The organism is Halomonas sp. A29, assembly GCF_046723295.1.
Classification (GTDB): Bacteria; Pseudomonadota; Gammaproteobacteria; order Pseudomonadales; family Halomonadaceae; genus Halomonas.
Window position 1 is genome coordinate 290,388 of record NZ_JAXQPR010000007.1, and the last position, 14,148, is coordinate 304,535.

Annotated in this window: 12 protein-coding genes; 10 read left to right on the plus strand and 2 right to left on the minus strand. The window is 66.0% G+C overall.

The genetic code is table 11. The features are described 5' to 3' along the window. Window positions 1-38 precede the first annotated feature (38 nt). The 8 genes from denD (at window position 39) to SPH52_RS15725 (ending at window position 8,967) form a co-directional block, all read left to right on the plus strand. Window positions 39-1,004 carry a D-erythronate dehydrogenase gene (gene denD / locus SPH52_RS15690; RefSeq protein WP_411795978.1) on the plus strand — a complete coding sequence of 322 codons (966 nt, stop codon included), beginning with the start codon at window positions 39-41 and terminating at the stop codon, window positions 1,002-1,004. Window positions 1,005-1,076: 72 nt separating this feature from the next. Beyond that, window positions 1,077-2,075: a TRAP transporter substrate-binding protein gene (locus tag SPH52_RS15695; protein WP_411795979.1), complete on the plus strand. Its 999-nt coding sequence runs from the start codon at window positions 1,077-1,079 to the stop codon at window positions 2,073-2,075. Between the two features lie 74 nt (window positions 2,076-2,149). Beyond that, window positions 2,150-2,737, plus strand: coding sequence for a TRAP transporter small permease (locus SPH52_RS15700; protein ID WP_411795980.1), 588 nt, complete (start codon window positions 2,150-2,152; stop codon window positions 2,735-2,737). Beyond that, window positions 2,734-4,008, plus strand: coding sequence for a TRAP transporter large permease (locus tag SPH52_RS15705; RefSeq protein WP_411795981.1), 1,275 nt, complete (start codon window positions 2,734-2,736; stop codon window positions 4,006-4,008). Before SPH52_RS15700 ends, SPH52_RS15705 begins: the two co-directional genes overlap by 4 nt. A 29-nt stretch (window positions 4,009-4,037) precedes the next feature. Continuing rightward, the gene (locus SPH52_RS15710) at window positions 4,038-4,955 is read left to right on the plus strand and encodes a LysR family transcriptional regulator (protein WP_411795982.1); all 918 of its coding nucleotides are present in this window, start codon (window positions 4,038-4,040) and stop codon (window positions 4,953-4,955) included. A 144-nt stretch (window positions 4,956-5,099) separates the two neighbouring features. After that, complete coding sequence (locus SPH52_RS15715) at window positions 5,100-6,473, plus strand: amidase (protein WP_411795983.1); 1,374 nt, start codon at window positions 5,100-5,102, stop codon at window positions 6,471-6,473. A 103-nt stretch (window positions 6,474-6,576) separates the two neighbouring features. After that, a complete protein-coding gene (locus tag SPH52_RS15720; protein WP_411795984.1) occupies window positions 6,577-8,043 on the plus strand; it encodes an aldehyde dehydrogenase family protein in 1,467 nt (488 codons plus the stop codon). A 42-nt stretch (window positions 8,044-8,085) separates the two neighbouring features. Then, entirely contained in the window at window positions 8,086-8,967 is an 882-nt protein-coding gene (locus tag SPH52_RS15725; protein ID WP_411795985.1) for an NAD(P)-dependent oxidoreductase, read from the plus strand. Between the two features lie 2 nt (window positions 8,968-8,969). Here the strand turns inward: SPH52_RS15725 and SPH52_RS15730 are convergent, their stop codons facing one another. Together SPH52_RS15730 and SPH52_RS15735 are read right to left on the minus strand one after the other, a co-directional pair. Further along, on the minus strand, window positions 8,970-9,788 hold the full coding sequence (locus SPH52_RS15730; protein ID WP_411795986.1) for a zinc-dependent peptidase: 819 nt from the start codon (window positions 9,786-9,788) through the stop codon (window positions 8,970-8,972). Between the two features lie 3 nt (window positions 9,789-9,791). After that, window positions 9,792-11,363, minus strand: a complete 1,572-nt coding sequence (locus tag SPH52_RS15735) for a GNAT family N-acetyltransferase (protein ID WP_411795987.1) — start codon at window positions 11,361-11,363, stop codon at window positions 9,792-9,794. A 205-nt stretch (window positions 11,364-11,568) separates the two neighbouring features. On the opposite strand from SPH52_RS15735, the gene SPH52_RS15740 reads away from it, so the two are divergent. Together SPH52_RS15740 and SPH52_RS15745 are read left to right on the plus strand one after the other, a co-directional pair. Then, entirely contained in the window at window positions 11,569-12,825 is a 1,257-nt protein-coding gene (locus tag SPH52_RS15740; RefSeq protein WP_411795988.1) for an ABC transporter ATP-binding protein, read from the plus strand. Continuing rightward, complete coding sequence (locus tag SPH52_RS15745) at window positions 12,822-14,126, plus strand: ABC transporter substrate-binding protein (RefSeq protein WP_411795989.1); 1,305 nt, start codon at window positions 12,822-12,824, stop codon at window positions 14,124-14,126. The genes SPH52_RS15740 and SPH52_RS15745 overlap by 4 nt, the downstream gene beginning before the upstream one ends. Window positions 14,127-14,148 lie beyond the last annotated feature (22 nt).

Sequence of the window (14,148 nt, forward strand, 5' to 3'; positions counted from 1 at the left end):
GATCGTCCGCCAACAATGACAACAGGAACGAGAACGCCATGCATATCGTCATTACCGGCGCCGCCGGTTTCCTCGGCCAGCGTCTCCTCGCCCGCCTGCTGGCGCGCGGCGAACTCAGGGGGCAGGCCATCCAGCGCCTGACGCTGGTCGATCAGGTCGAACCTGCGGTTCCCTCCAGCGGCGAGATCGAAGTCGAAGCACTGGCACTGGATATCGCCGAATACGGCGCGCTCGACGCAGTGCTCGATGCGCGTCCAGAGGTGATCTACCACCTTGCTGCGGTAGTCAGCTCCGCCGCCGAAGCCGACCTGGACCTCGGCATGGAGGTCAATTTCGACGCCACGCGCCTGTTGCTCGATGGTTGCCGCGAGCGTGGGCTGGCCGCCACCCGGCTGGTCATGGCCAGTTCGGTAGCGGCCTACGGTGGCGAGCTGCCCGCGGTGCTCGACGACATGACTGCGCTGCAGCCGCAGAACTCCTACGGCACCCAGAAGGCCATGTGTGAACTGCTGATCAACGACTACAGCCGCCGTGGCCTGGTCGACGGCTGTGTGCTGCGCCTGCCGACCATCATCGTGCGCCCGGGGCGGCCTAATGCCGCTGCCTCGAGCTTCGCCTCGAGCATCCTGCGCGAACCCTTGAACGGCGAGGAGGCCGTCTGCCCCGTGCCGACCGAGCTGGCCATGTTCGTGATGTCGCCGGGCAAGGTGGTCGAGGCACTGGTGCACGGTGCCGAGGTGCCGGGAGAGGCGCTGGCCCCGTTTCGAGCTTTCATGCTGCCCGGGATCACCGTCACCGTTGCCGAGATGCTGGAGACCCTGCGCCAGGTGGCGGGGGAGGAAGCCCTGGCCTTGGTGCGCCACGAGCCTGACCCCGCCGTCGAGGCGATCGTCGCCGGCTGGCCGGCGCGCTTCGATACTCGTCGCGCGCAGGAGCTGGGCTTCAGTGGTGATCGGGACCTGCACGCGATCGTGGCGGCTTTCATCGAGGAACGCAGCCAATAAAAAAGCAGACAAGGCGGCCGGGGAACGGCCGCCAGTAAACCGAAGGTGTTTCACGACCAAGAGGACACAACAATGAAAACTCAGTTCGTACGCCACGCCCTCAGCACCGCCATCGGTGGCATCACAGCCGTTACACTGGTCGCCAATGTGCAGGCCGCCCAGGAGGTGAGCCTGGGGCACACGCTCTCTTCCACCTCCCACTATGCCGTGGGTGCCCGGGCCTTCAAGGAGACGCTGGAAGCGCTGAGCGACGGCGCCTTCATGGTCAACGAGCACACCTCCGGGGCGCTGGGTGGCGAGCGGGAGATGATCGAGGGGCTGCAGATCGGCACCGTGGACATCGTCATCACCTCTACCGGCCCGCTCGGCAACTTCGTGCCGGAAACCTACGTACTCGACCTGCCGTTCCTGTTCGAGAACTACGATCAGGCGCGCTGCGTGCTGGACAGCGAGCTCGGCGACGAGCTGCTGGAGAAGATGAGCGCCCATGACCTGGTCGGCCTGGCCTGGTCGGAGAACGGCTTTCGCCACCTCACCAACAGTCGCCGTGAGGTGACCAGCCCCGTCGATACCGAAGGGCTGCGGGTGCGCACCATGGAGAACGAGGTACACCAGGAGGCGTTCCGCCAGTTGGGCGCACGGCCCACGCCGATGGCCTTCCCGGAGCTGTTCACGGCGCTGCAGCAAGGGGTAGTGGACGGACAGGAGAATCCCATCACGGTGATTGTCGCGACCAACTTCTGGGAAGTGCAGGACCACCTGTCGCTCACTGGTCACGTCTATTCCCCGGCAGCGGTGCTGGGCTCCCCGATCCTGCTCGACGGCCTCAGTGACGAGGAGCGCGAATGGTTCCACGAGGCTGCACGTGCCTCCGCCGAAGCCACCCGCGCCGAGGTCTCGCGGCTCGAGGAGGAGGGCGTGGCGCTGCTGCGCGAGAACGGCATGACGGTGAATACCGACATCGACATCGGCCCGTTCCAGCAAGCCGTGGAACCGGCCTACGAGATCTTCACCAACCAGTACGGCTCCGAGATGCTGGAGAGGGTGCAGGAGAAGGCCAGTAGCTGTTAACGGCGGAAGCTGACTCTCTCCGCTCAACTTGTCCCCGGCGCTTGCCGGGGACATGCCTGAGGAATCGTGCGCTCATGGTGGATCTGTTTCTTCGTTTCGAGCGTCAGTTGACGCGCCTGGCCATGGTCGTCGCCGTGGCCATGCTGGTGATATCGGTTTCGTTCAGCTTCTATCAAGTGCTGACCCGCTTCATCTTCAATGCGCCCTCCACCTGGTCGGAGGTGGCTGCGCGCACGGCAATGATCTGGTGCGTGTTCATGGCGGCGGCAGCGACCTTCCGCGGCGGCTACATGATGGCCGTGGAGGCAATCTACAAGGTGGTGCCGCAGCGCCTGGTGCTGGTGCTGGAAGTCGCCATCGTGCTGTGTTGCCTGCTGGTGCTGGCGGTGTTGATCCACTTCGGCATCCAGATGACCCAACGGGTCAGCAACCAGACCATGTCGGGCATGAACATCTCCATGGCCTATGCCTATGCGGCCATCCCCACCGGCGCCGCTTTCGCCATGGTAGCGGTGCTGGCCCGTATCCTGGCGCAGCTCACCGGGCGTGAGCCGCTCGGGCCCGACCTCGGCGAGGCCTCTCCCGAGGTGCAGATGCACGACCTGAGAGAGACGATGCCCGAAAGCGACGCTACCTCCAGTAGAGGAGGGCCGCGTCAATGAATCTGGTCATCGGTCTGTCGCTGATCATCCTGTTCGCCTTCGGCGTGCCGATTGCCGTATCGATCATGCTGGCCTCGATCATCGGCATCGAATTCTTCACCCGGCTGCCGCTGCTACTGGTGCCGCAGCAGATGTTCATCGGTATCGACAAGTTTCCGCTGATGGCGATCCCGTTCTTCATTCTCGCCGGTAACCTGATGGCGGCGGGGGGGATCTCCCAGCGCCTGGTGGACCTGGCCAAGTCCATCGTCGGTGGCGTGCAGGGCGGCCTGGCGATGACCTGCGTGCTGACCTGCATGATGTTCGCCGCCGTGTCCGGCTCCAGCGTGGCGACCACCTTCGCCATCGGCGCCATCCTGATCCCGGCTATGGTGCGCCACGGCTATCCCAAGCCGCTGGCGGCCTCGATCCAGGCTTCCTCGGCGGAGCTCGGGGTGCTGATCCCGCCTTCCATTCCGCTGATCCTGTTCGGCGTCAGCACCGATACCTCCATCGGTCAGCTGTTCCTGGCCGGAGTGGGGCCGGGACTGCTGATCGGCACTGCGTTGATCGTGTTCCTTTATCTGTTCTGCAAGATGCGTGGCTATGGACTCGAGGATCACAAGGACAGCACGAGCTTCGTGATCTCGTTCAAGCGGGCGTGGGCGGCGCTGCTGATGCCGGTGGTGGTGATCGGCGGCATCTACGGTGGCATATTCACTCCCACCGAGGCCTCGGCAGTGGCGGTGTTTTACGCGTTGGTGGTCGGCGGGTTCTACTATCGCGAGCTGAAGGTCGCCGACCTGTGGCCGATCATGCGTCAGAGCGTGATCTCAACGGCGGCGGTCATGCTGATCATTGCTGCCGCATCGCTGTTCAGCTTCCTGATCAGCCGCACCGGCCTGCCAGGCCATATTGCCGGCTGGGTCACCGAGGTGTTCGACAGCCCCATGATGTTCCTGCTGGCAGTCAACGTGTTGCTGCTTATCGTCGGCATGTTCATCGAGACCTCCGCGGCGATTCTGGTGCTGGCGCCGATCCTGACGCCGATCGCCATGCAGTTCGGTGTTCATCCTGTGCACTTCGGTCTGATCATGGTGGTCAACCTGGCGCTGGGCATGATCACGCCACCGCTGGGCGTCAACCTGTTCGCCGCCTGCGCGGTGGCGCGAATATCCATCGATCAGATGTTGCCCTGGCTTGCGCGCTTCGTGCTGGTGGTACTCGTCTGCCTGGTGGCGATCACCTATATGCCGTGGATCTCCATGGGACTGGTATGGCTGGTGTACTGAAGATTTTGCACCGGGGATAAGGAATGGCGATGCAATGGCGTGCCCTGCGTTACTTCGATACCGTTGCCCGTTGCCGGTCGCTGCGTCAGGCGGCGACGTTGTTGCATATCGCGCCGACGGCGGTCAGTCGCCAGATCGACCTGCTTGAGCACCACCTCGGGACCCCTTTGATCGAGCGCGGCCCGGACGGCATCCGTCTCACCGCGGCCGGCGAATTGCTGGCCGCCCAGGCGCAGCGGACCCTGCGTGATTTCGAGCGGGTCGAGGCGCACATCGCCGACCTGCGGGGTCTACGCACCGGACGGATCGGCATCCAGGCGGCCGAAGGCATTGTGTCCGGATTGCTGGCCCCGGCATTGGCGAGCCTGAGCCGCGAACACCCCCGGCTACGCTTCGACATTTCGATCGCCAGTGCCAATGGGGTCATCGAGGCGTTGCGCCGTGGCGAGGCCGATATCGGCCTGGCCTTCTTCATGCCACAGCGCGACGACATCGTCAGTGTGGCGAGCGCGGAACTGACCCACTATGCAGTCATGGCCCCCGGCCATCCCTTGGCGAAAGCCGAGTCGTTGACGCTGGCAGATATCGCTGAGCATGCCTTGGCCCTGCCGGATGACTCCTTCGGGGTGCGCCAGGCGCTCGATCGTGCTGCCCGGGAACAGGGGGTGCGCCTGGCCCCCAGTTTCCATACTTCCTCGCTGGAAACCCAGAAGTCCCTGGCCATGGCCGGGGGTGCGATCCTGGTGCTGCCGCGGATGGCCGTGGCACGAGAGTGCACTGCTGGGCAACTGCGTGCCGTACCTCTGAAGCAGACCGAACTGGCTGGGGCAAGGGTCGACCTCTGCCTCTATCGGCACCGCCAGCGCAGCTTCGCCATGGAGGCGTGCCTGTCGCTCCTCGTCGATGCCCTGGAAGACTTGTCCCCTGATGAGCGGGAGGTGCCCTGAACCGGTCTGAGGTTACGACCCGCCTAGGTGCGCACAAACAGTGGACACCCTGACGCCTGGATTGATGTGGTCAGGCGCGCCGGGCCGCACCATGCTGAGGAATACCAACAACAAGACCAAGTGATGCCCATGGACGATGGCTTGATGCTGACTGCGACGGAACTGCTCGATGCCTACCGTCACAAACGACTTTCACCGAGCGAGTATGTCGAGGCGCTGACGCGGCATATCGGGCAGTGGGAACCGGCGCTGAACGCGCTCTATGCCTATGACCCCGATGGCCTGGCTCGGGCTGCCGAGGCCTCCACCGCACGCTGGTTTCGCGACGAACCGCGAGGCGCTCTGGACGGCGTGCCGGTGACGCTCAAGGAGCTGATCGCGACCCGCGGCCTGCCGGTGCCCCATGGCACCCTTGCCGGCGAGCATCCGCCGGCCACCGAGGACGCCCCGCCGGCGGCCCGCTTGGCCGAGGACGGTGCCCTGCGAGTGGCCAAGACCACCTGCCCCGACTACGGGATGCTCTCGTCCGGGCGCTCCTCCTTCCACGGCCTGACCCGCAACCCCTGGAACCTGGAGTGGAATCCCGGCGGGTCGAGCTCCGGTGCGGCCGCAGCCGCGGCCGCAGGGTACGGCCCGCTGCACCTGGGTACCGATATCGGCGGCTCGATTCGTTTGCCGGCGGCCTGGTGCGGTATCGTCGGCTTCAAGCCGACCCTCGGCCGGATTCCCATCGATCCCTACTATGTCGGCCGCTGTGCCGGGCCGATGACCCGCAGCGTGGCGGATGCCGCGCTGATGATGACGACCCTGGCGCGTACCGACCGCCGCGATGCCATGCGCTTGCCGCCCGAGACCATCGACTGGCAGGACCTTGCCATCGAGGTGCGCGGCCTGCGCCTGGGGGTGATGCTGGAGGCCGGCTGCGGCCTGCCGTTGGATGACGAGATACGGGCCGCGGTCGAGGCCGCCGCCCGGGCATTCGAGGCCGCCGGTGCCACCCTGGTGCCGCTGGCTCCGGTGCTGACCCGCGAAATGCTCGATGGTCTGGATCGCTTCTGGCAGGCCCGGCAGTGGAGCGAGCTGGAGCCGCTGAGCGCCGACGAGCGCGCCCGGGTGCTGCCCGAGATCCTCGCCTGGGCGGAAAACGGGGCGCGACTCACCGGCGTCGAGGTGGTGCGCGGCTTCCAGCAGACCCTGGCCATGCGCCGGGCGACCGAGGCGGTATTCGACGAGGTCGACGCGCTGCTGTCGCCAACGACGCCGAACCTGGCCTTTCCCGCCGACTGGCCCTCGCCGACCAATGACCCACAGCGACCCTTCGAGCATATCGTCTACACCGTGCCATGGAACATGGGCGAGCAGCCGGCCATCTCGCTGAACGCCGGCTTCAGCCGCGCCGGGATGCCTATCGGGCTGCAGATCGTCGCGCCGCGCTTCGAGGACCACCGAGTGTTGAAACTGGCTGGGGTCTTCGAGACGTGGCGCGGGCCGATGACATGGCCGTTACCGCCGGGGTGAAGTCCCTCGGAGGAACAAGACCCTGAGCACGCATTGCGGAGCGATTCCGTACTGCCGGCCAGTGACCCGACTGACACCAACCGCGAGACGAGGAATAAGCGCCATGCGCCATCATGCACTGTCTGCTCTTCCCCCAACCGGCGCCCTGATCGGCGGTGAATGGGTGCCGACCCAGGCATTGATCGAAGTCGAGACCCCCTCCAGTGGCCAGGCCATTGCCCAGATCGCCCGCTGTCAGACCGAGGAGGTGATGGTGGCGGTGGATGTTGCACGCCGTGCCTTCGCCGGCAGCATGGGTGACTGGGCACGCTGGCCGGCCCGGCGTCGCGGCGAGTGGCTGCTGGCCTTCGCCGACGCCATCGACGCCGACCGCGACAACCTGGCGGCGCTGGAGTGCGCCGACACCGGTAAGCCGATGACCCAGGCCCGTGGCGACATCGCCGCCTGCGCCCGCTATTTCCGCTTCTACGGCGGCGGTGCCGACAAGCTACACGGCGAGACGATTCCCTTTGACGAAGGCTTCGCCGTGCTGACCCTGCGCGAGCCCTACGGCGTCTGCGCACAGATCATCCCCTGGAACTATCCGGCGCAGATTTTCGGTCGCTGCGTGGCCGCTGCCCTGGCCGCCGGCAACACCGTGGTGCTCAAGCCCGCGGAGGATGCCTGTTTGAGCGTGCTGCGCCTGTCCCAACTGGCGCAGGAGAATGGCCTGCCCTTCGGCGTGCTCAACGTGGTTCCGGGGCTGGGCCGGGAGGCAGGGGCGGCGCTTGCAGCGCATCCCGGCATCGACCATCTCTCCTTCACCGGCTCACCGGAGACCGGCACCCAGGTGGCCCAGGCGGCGGCGGTACATCATGTGCCGGTGACCCTGGAGCTGGGCGGCAAGTCGCCGCAGATTGTCTTCGCCGATGCCGACCTCGATGCCGCTCTTGAAGCCGTGGTACGCGGCATCGTGCAGAACGCGGGGCAGACCTGCTCGGCGGGAAGCCGGCTGCTGGTTGAGGCGGGCTGCGCCGAGCAGGTGCTGGGCCAACTGGCCGAGCGTTTCTCGGCGCTGCGCTGCGATGCCGGTGAGGCGGATGCCGACTGTGGGCCGCTGATCAATGCGCGCCAGAAGGCCAGGCTGGAGGCGCGCCTGGAAGCCGCCCAGGCCGATGGTGTGCGGGTAATGGCCAAGGGGCAACTGGCACAAGGGGCACCGGAGGGAGGCCACTTCGTGGTACCCCACCTGCTCACCGACATCCCTGCCGGTCATGCCGTGCTGCGTGAGGAACTGTTCGGCCCGGTGCTGGCAGTTCAGGTCTTTCGCGGCGAGGCCGAGGCGCTGCGCTTGGCCAACGCCACCGACTTCGGCCTGTGTGCGGGAGTGTGGACCCGCGACGGCGGGCGCCAGCTGCGCCTGGCCAAGGGCATTCGCAGCGGCCAGGTATTCATCAACAACTATGGCGCTGGCGGCGGCATCGAGCTGCCCTTCGGCGGCGTGGGGCGTTCCGGCCATGGCCGAGAGAAGGGCTTCGAGGGGCTGCGCAGCTATACACGGTTGAAGACCGTGGCGATCAAGCACGGCTGAGCCCTCACTCGGCAGCCAGGAATTGCCAGCAAGGAGAAGGTCATGAAAGAGTTACGCAAGGTCGGCCTGGTCGGGGTTGGTCTGATGGGGCATGGCATCGCCGCCAACCTCCTGCGCGGCGGGCATACGCTCTGCTTCCTGGAGCACCCGGGCAACCAGCCGGTGGAGGACCTGGTGGCGGCGGGTGCGGTGGCCAAGGGCAGCGCTCGCGAGGTGACCGAGGCCGCCGAGGTGGTGTTCCTCTGCGTTACCGGCTCGCCACAGGTGGAGGCGGTGCTGTTCGAGCCCGGTGGGGTGCTAGAGGGGCTGGCGCCGGGGACCGTGGTGATCGACTGCTCCACGGCGCTGCCGAGCTCCACCGAGCGTGTTGCGGCCCGGGTGGAGGCGGCAGGTGGACGTTTCCTCGACGCGGCCATGACGCGTACGCCGAAGGAGGCCGAGGAGGGGCGCTTGAACCTGATCGTCGGCGCGCCCGAAGCGCTGTTCGCCGAGGTACGCCCGCTGCTCGAATGCTTTGCCGAGAACATCGCCCACGCCGGGCCGGTGGGGGCGGGCCACACCCTGAAGCTGCTGCACAACTTCGTCTCGCTCGGTTTCACCGCGGTATTGGCCGAGGCCGCGGCGGCCTCGCGCCGGGCCGGCATCGACGATGCGGCCTTGCTCGAGGTGCTGGGCAAAGGCGGCGGCGGTGGGGTGGTGCTGGAACGACTGCGCCCCTTCATCGAATCCGGCGACCCGTCGGGGTTCCGCTTCAGCGTGGCCAATGCACTCAAGGACATCGGTTACTACCGCACCATGACCGAGGACCTTGCCGCCGAGGGTGGGGTAGCCGAGGCGGTAATGGCGCTTTACCGCCAGGCCAGCGATTCAGGCTACGCCGAACGGCCGGTGCCGGAGCTGGTCAGGCTTCTGGAAGGTAAATGAACTCAGGCCTGCGCGGTGGCGTCGGCCTCGGGCAGGCGGCGTAACGGTTCCTGACGGAAGTAGCGCGTAAGCAGGGCGTAGAGGTCGGGGTAGGCGCCGCTGAGTACGTCAGGGGCGGTGAAGAAGGCCTCGCAGCATACCGCGAAGCACTCGCCGGGGTGGGTGGCGGCGTAGTCGTCGATCGGCGGTTCCTCGCCACGTTCGAGGTACGCCTGCAGGTCGTCCCACACTGCCGTGAACACGCGGTGCCACTCCTTGGGGTCCATGTCGCGTGGCAGCGGGGGGAAGCCGTCGACATCCAGCGAGTTGCCCATGTCGAGCTTGTGGGCGAGTTCGTGGATGACCACGTTGAAGCCGCTGAAATCGCCGCTTTCCATCAGATCGGGAAAGGCCACTACCACCGGGCCCTGGTGCGAGGTCTCGCCGGCACGTTCGTCCTCGTAGGCGTGCATCACGCCGAACTCGTCCATCTCCTCCACCTGGCGGTGGAAGGCGTCGGGCAGGATCAGGATCTCGTGGAAGCCGGAGAAGGCTTCGTCGTGGTCGTCATCCGACCAGCCCAAAGTGAGCAGGCAGGCCTGGGCGGCCAGAGCCAACTGCGCGGCTTCGTCGAAGGGCGTGCTCTGGGCCAGCTCCGGGTGCATGCTCAGGCGCTTGCTGTGCAGGAAGTGCCAGGCGCGCCGCCCCAACCGTTCGGCCTCCTCATCGCCGAGAAAGGTCAGCAGTGGCAGGCGCGAGCGGGCCTCGGCCCAGGCCTCCTCGGGGAAGGGGTGGCGGGCCTCGAAGCGCTCGGCCCGCCACTGGCGTAGACGGCGAAACACGGCTCAGGCCTCATCCTGCCTGGCGCCGGACTTCCACGACCAGTCGCGCCAGCGCAGGTCGAAGAGATCCTTGCGCCGGTCCTTGAGGTTGGTCACCGAGCCCTCGGCGCGCACCACGGTGAGCCGGGTGAGGTCCAGGTCGGAGAAGATCACCATCTCGGTGTTGGGCGTGGTCTCGGAGAGCACCGCGTCGTGGGGGAAGGCGAAGTCCGAGGGCGAGAACACCGCCGACTGGGCGTACTGGATGTCGAGGTTGCGGATCGACGGCACGTTGCCCACGCTGCCGCACAGCACCACGTAGCACTCGTTCTCGATCGCCCGCGCCTGGGCACAGTGGCGCACCCGCAGGTAGCCGTTCTTGGTATCGGTCCAGAACGGTACGAAGAGGATGTCCATGTCCTGGTCGGCCAGGAGCCGGCCGAGCTCGGGAAACTCCACGTCGTAGCAGATCAGGATGCCGACGCGCCCGGCGTCGGTCTCGAACACGCGCAGCTCGTCGCCACCTTCGATCACCCATTCGCGGCGCTCCTGGGGCGTGATGTGCAGCTTCGACTGGCGCTCGACGTCGCCGTCGCGGTGGCACAGGTAGCTGACGTTGTAGAGCCGGCCGTCCTCACCCTCCTCGATCATCGAGCCGGCGATGATGTTGATGTTGTAGGAGACCGCCATGCGCGAGATTTCGGTCTTGAACTGCTCGGTGAAGCCCGCCAGGTAGCGAATGGCGGCGATCTGGTCCTGCTGGGTGGCGCGATCCTGCAGCCCCATCAGCGGCGCGTTGAACAGTTCGGGCAAGACGGCGAAATCGCTCTGGTAGCTGGAGATGGCATCGACGAAGTACTCCACTTGCTGCAGCACCGACTCCACCGATGCGCACTCGCGCATCTGCCACTGCACGGCGCCGATGCGTACCTGGGTGGGGCGATTCTCCAGCACCCGCTCGGCGGGCTCATAAAGAATGTTGTTCCACTCCAGCAGGGTGGCGAAGCCCTGGGATTTCTCGTCCTCGGGAAGGTACTTGCGCAGCAGCCGCTTGACCTGAAAGTCGTTGGCCAACTGGAACGAGAGGATCGGGTCGTGGAGCTCCTTGCGTGCCACCCGGTCGATGTACTCGGTGGGCGAGAGCTCCCCGGCGTGTTCGTGGTAGTTGGGGATACGCCCCCCGGCCAGGATCGCGCGCAGGTTGAGCGAGCGGCACAGCTCCTTGCGCGCTTCGTAGAGGCGCCGGCCCAGGCGATAGCCGCGATAGTCGGGATGGATCAGCACGTCCAGCCCGTACATGGCATCGCCTTCGGGATCGTTGAGGATGATCTCGCGGTTGCCGACCAGGTCGTCATACTTGTGTGGGTTGGAGAACTCGTCGTAGTCGACCCGCACGGTCAGCGCCACGCCTATCAGCCGTTCGTCGTCCTCGATGGCGATCTGTCCGTCGGGGAACTCCTGGATCAACCGGTCGATGGAGTGCTGCGGCCAGGCGCCGCCGATGTCGTCGTAGACGGCGTCCATCAGCTTCTTGAGCTGAGGGTAATCGTCCTGCGTCAGGTTGCGGAGATTGAGGTGCAGGTCGTCAAGGGACATTGCGCTCGGTTCCTGATCAGGGTGAAGACCGAATTCTAGCACGCCGGGTGGAGGGCCTGATTGTTACCGTTCGGTCGCTATTTCGTCATCGCACCGTCATCGAAAGGCGCCAGGATGGCCGCATTTCGTCGAATTTGCGGCTACGCTGAGTTCGGGAGAGTCAATGACAGCCATGCCACGCCTTCACGGGCAACGCGGACGCAGCATGAATCCAGACAACAATAATCAGACCCCGCACAGCCAGCCATCCGGCCCACAGCTAGGCTCGAGGGAGCGTCAGCGCATCCGGCTCGAGGCCGTGAGCAAGCGCTGGGGCGGTACCACCGCCGTGGACGCCATCTCGTTCGATGTCGCACCGGGCGAGTTCGTCATCCTGCTCGGCCCCTCGGGCTGCGGCAAGTCGACCACGCTGCGCATGATCGCCGGCCTAGAGCAGGCCAGCGACGGGCGCATCCATATCGGCGAGCGCGACGTCACCTTCCTGCCGCCGGGCGACCGCGGCTTGAGCATGGTGTTCCAGTCCTACGCGCTGTTCCCCCATCTCAGCGTGGCCGATAACATCGTTTTCGGCCTGCGTAGCCGCAAGGTGCCCAAGGCTGAACGCGACGAGCGCCTGGCGCGAGTCGCGGAACTGGTCGATCTCCAAGCCTATCTACAGCGCAAGCCGGCCCAGCTCTCCGGCGGCCAGCGTCAGCGGGTCGCGCTGGCCCGGTCGATCATCTCCGAACACCCCATCTGCCTGATGGACGAGCCGCTGTCCAATCTCGATGCCCGCCTGCGCGGTGAGATGCGCCGAGAGATCAAGGCGTTGCAGCGGCGCCTCGGCATGACGGTGATCTACGTCACCCACGACCAGGTCGAGGCGATGAGCATGGGCGACCGGGTGATCCTGATGCAGGACGGCCGCATCGTGCAGGACGGCTCGCCCGACGAACTCTACGACCGGCCGGCGACGGCTTTCGCCGCCAGCTTCATCGGCAGCCCGGCAATGAACCTGGTGCCGCTTGCCGCCGCCGCCGATGGGGCGGTGATCGAAGGCGAGCCCCACTGCAGCGTGGCCGCACATGAGGCCAAGGGGCACTGGCTCGGCGTTCGTCCCGAGGACATCCGCCTGCTACCGGCCGACGCCCCCGGTGTGCCCGCCGAGGTGATCGATGCCGAATACCTGGGTGCCGACAGCATCGTGAGGCTGCAGGTCGGCAGCCACCAGCTGCGTGCACGGATCGAAGGCAAGCCGGCCATGACGGCCGGCGCTGCCTGCTGCCTGCAGTGGCAATGTGGGGCGGCCCACTTCTTCGCCGCTGATGATGGTCGTCGCCTGGCGATCGTCGGGCACGACCTGGCCGCACCGCCTGGTCGACATCGTTTCGAGCCGAATCTTTCCTCTTCGCTGATGCAAGACAGCGAGGCCCAGGCCTCGTCCCACCCCGCAGGGAACGACTCTTCAGGAGTGAACCGATGAACGCACGCTTCATGTTGACCAGGGGCAGCAGAATGGGAACCACGGCCTTGGCCGGCCTGATCGCTGCCAGCGCACTGAATGCCCAGGCCCAGACCGAGCTGACCATGTACTACCCGGTGGCCGTAGGTGGCGCTCTGACCGATGTGATCGACGGCCTGGTGGCCGAGTTCGAGAACGAGCACCCGGACATCTCGGTGAATGCCATCTACGCCGGTAACTACGACGATACCCGCGTGCGGGCCATGTCGGCCATCGAGGCGGGTAATGCCCCGCAACTCTCGGTGCTGTTCTCCATCGACCTGTTCGATCTGCTGGAGCAGGACGCCATCGTTGCCTTCGACTCGGTGGTCGAGACCGACGAAGAGCGCGAGTGGCTCGCCAGTTTTTACCCCGGTCTGATGGAAAACGGCCAGATCGACGGCCAGACCTATGGTATTCCCTTTCAGCGCTCGACCATCGTGCTCTACTGGAACAAGGACGCCTTCGAGGCGGCCGGACTCGACCCGGAGATGCCCCCCGAGAACTGGGAAGAAATGGCCGAAATGGCCGCCGCGGTGCGCGAGGCCAGCAACGGCCAGCAGTGGGGGGTGATGGTGCCTTCCACCGGTTATCCCTACTGGATGTTCCAGGCCTTCGCCTTCCAGAACGGTCATCGACTGATGAACGAGGAGGGTACCGAGATCTATTTCGACGACCCCGCCGCCATCGAAGCGCTGGAGTACTGGGTCGCGCTTTCCCGCGATCACCAGGCCATGCCCGACGGCACCATCGAGTGGGGCACCCTGCGCCAGAATTTCATCGAGCAGTCCACTGCCATGATGTGGCACACCACGGGTAATCTCACCGCGGTGCGCAACGAGGCTTCCTTCGACTTCGGCGTGGCCATGCTGCCCATGAACACCCAGCGCGGCAGTCCCACCGGCGGCGGCAACTTCTACTTGTTCAAGGACAGCACCGAGGAAGAGCAGCGCGCCGCGATGACCTTCATCCGCTGGATGACCGACCCGGAGCGTGCCGCGGCCTGGTCGATCGAGACCGGCTACATGGGCGTAAGCCCCGCCTCCTACGAGACCGAGGCGCTGCGCAACTACGTCGAGGAGTTCCCGCCCGCGGCAGTGGCTCGCGACCAGCTCGAGCACGCCACGGCGGAACTGGCTACCTACCAGGGCGGACGCGTGCGCCGGGCGCTGGACAACGCCGTTCAAGCGGCGCTGACCGGCCAGATGTCGCCCGAGGAGGCGCTCAAGCAGGCCCAGGCGGAAGCTGACGTGGCACTGCGCCGCTACGCACGCTCACGTTGAGGCTTCAAGACGACGTAACAGC

Bases quoted from the DNA above. Each gene is read 5' to 3' on its own strand.
- SPH52_RS15735 (WP_411795987.1), bottom strand. From the start codon at position 11,363: ATGTCCCTTGACGACCTGCACCTCAATCTCCGCAACCTGACGCAGGAC.
- SPH52_RS15710 (WP_411795982.1), top strand. From the start codon at position 4,038: ATGCAATGGCGTGCCCTGCGTTACTTCGATACCGTTGCCCGTTGCCGG.
- SPH52_RS15745 (WP_411795989.1), top strand. From the start codon at position 12,822: ATGAACGCACGCTTCATGTTGACCAGGGGCAGCAGAATGGGAACCACG.
- denD (WP_411795978.1), top strand. From the start codon at position 39: ATGCATATCGTCATTACCGGCGCCGCCGGTTTCCTCGGCCAGCGTCTC.
- SPH52_RS15695 (WP_411795979.1), top strand. From the start codon at position 1,077: ATGAAAACTCAGTTCGTACGCCACGCCCTCAGCACCGCCATCGGTGGC.
- SPH52_RS15705 (WP_411795981.1), top strand. From the start codon at position 2,734: ATGAATCTGGTCATCGGTCTGTCGCTGATCATCCTGTTCGCCTTCGGC.
- SPH52_RS15715 (WP_411795983.1), top strand. From the start codon at position 5,100: ATGCTGACTGCGACGGAACTGCTCGATGCCTACCGTCACAAACGACTT.
- SPH52_RS15725 (WP_411795985.1), top strand. From the start codon at position 8,086: ATGAAAGAGTTACGCAAGGTCGGCCTGGTCGGGGTTGGTCTGATGGGG.
- SPH52_RS15700 (WP_411795980.1), top strand. From the start codon at position 2,150: ATGGTGGATCTGTTTCTTCGTTTCGAGCGTCAGTTGACGCGCCTGGCC.
- SPH52_RS15720 (WP_411795984.1), top strand. From the start codon at position 6,577: ATGCGCCATCATGCACTGTCTGCTCTTCCCCCAACCGGCGCCCTGATC.
- SPH52_RS15740 (WP_411795988.1), top strand. From the start codon at position 11,569: ATGAATCCAGACAACAATAATCAGACCCCGCACAGCCAGCCATCCGGC.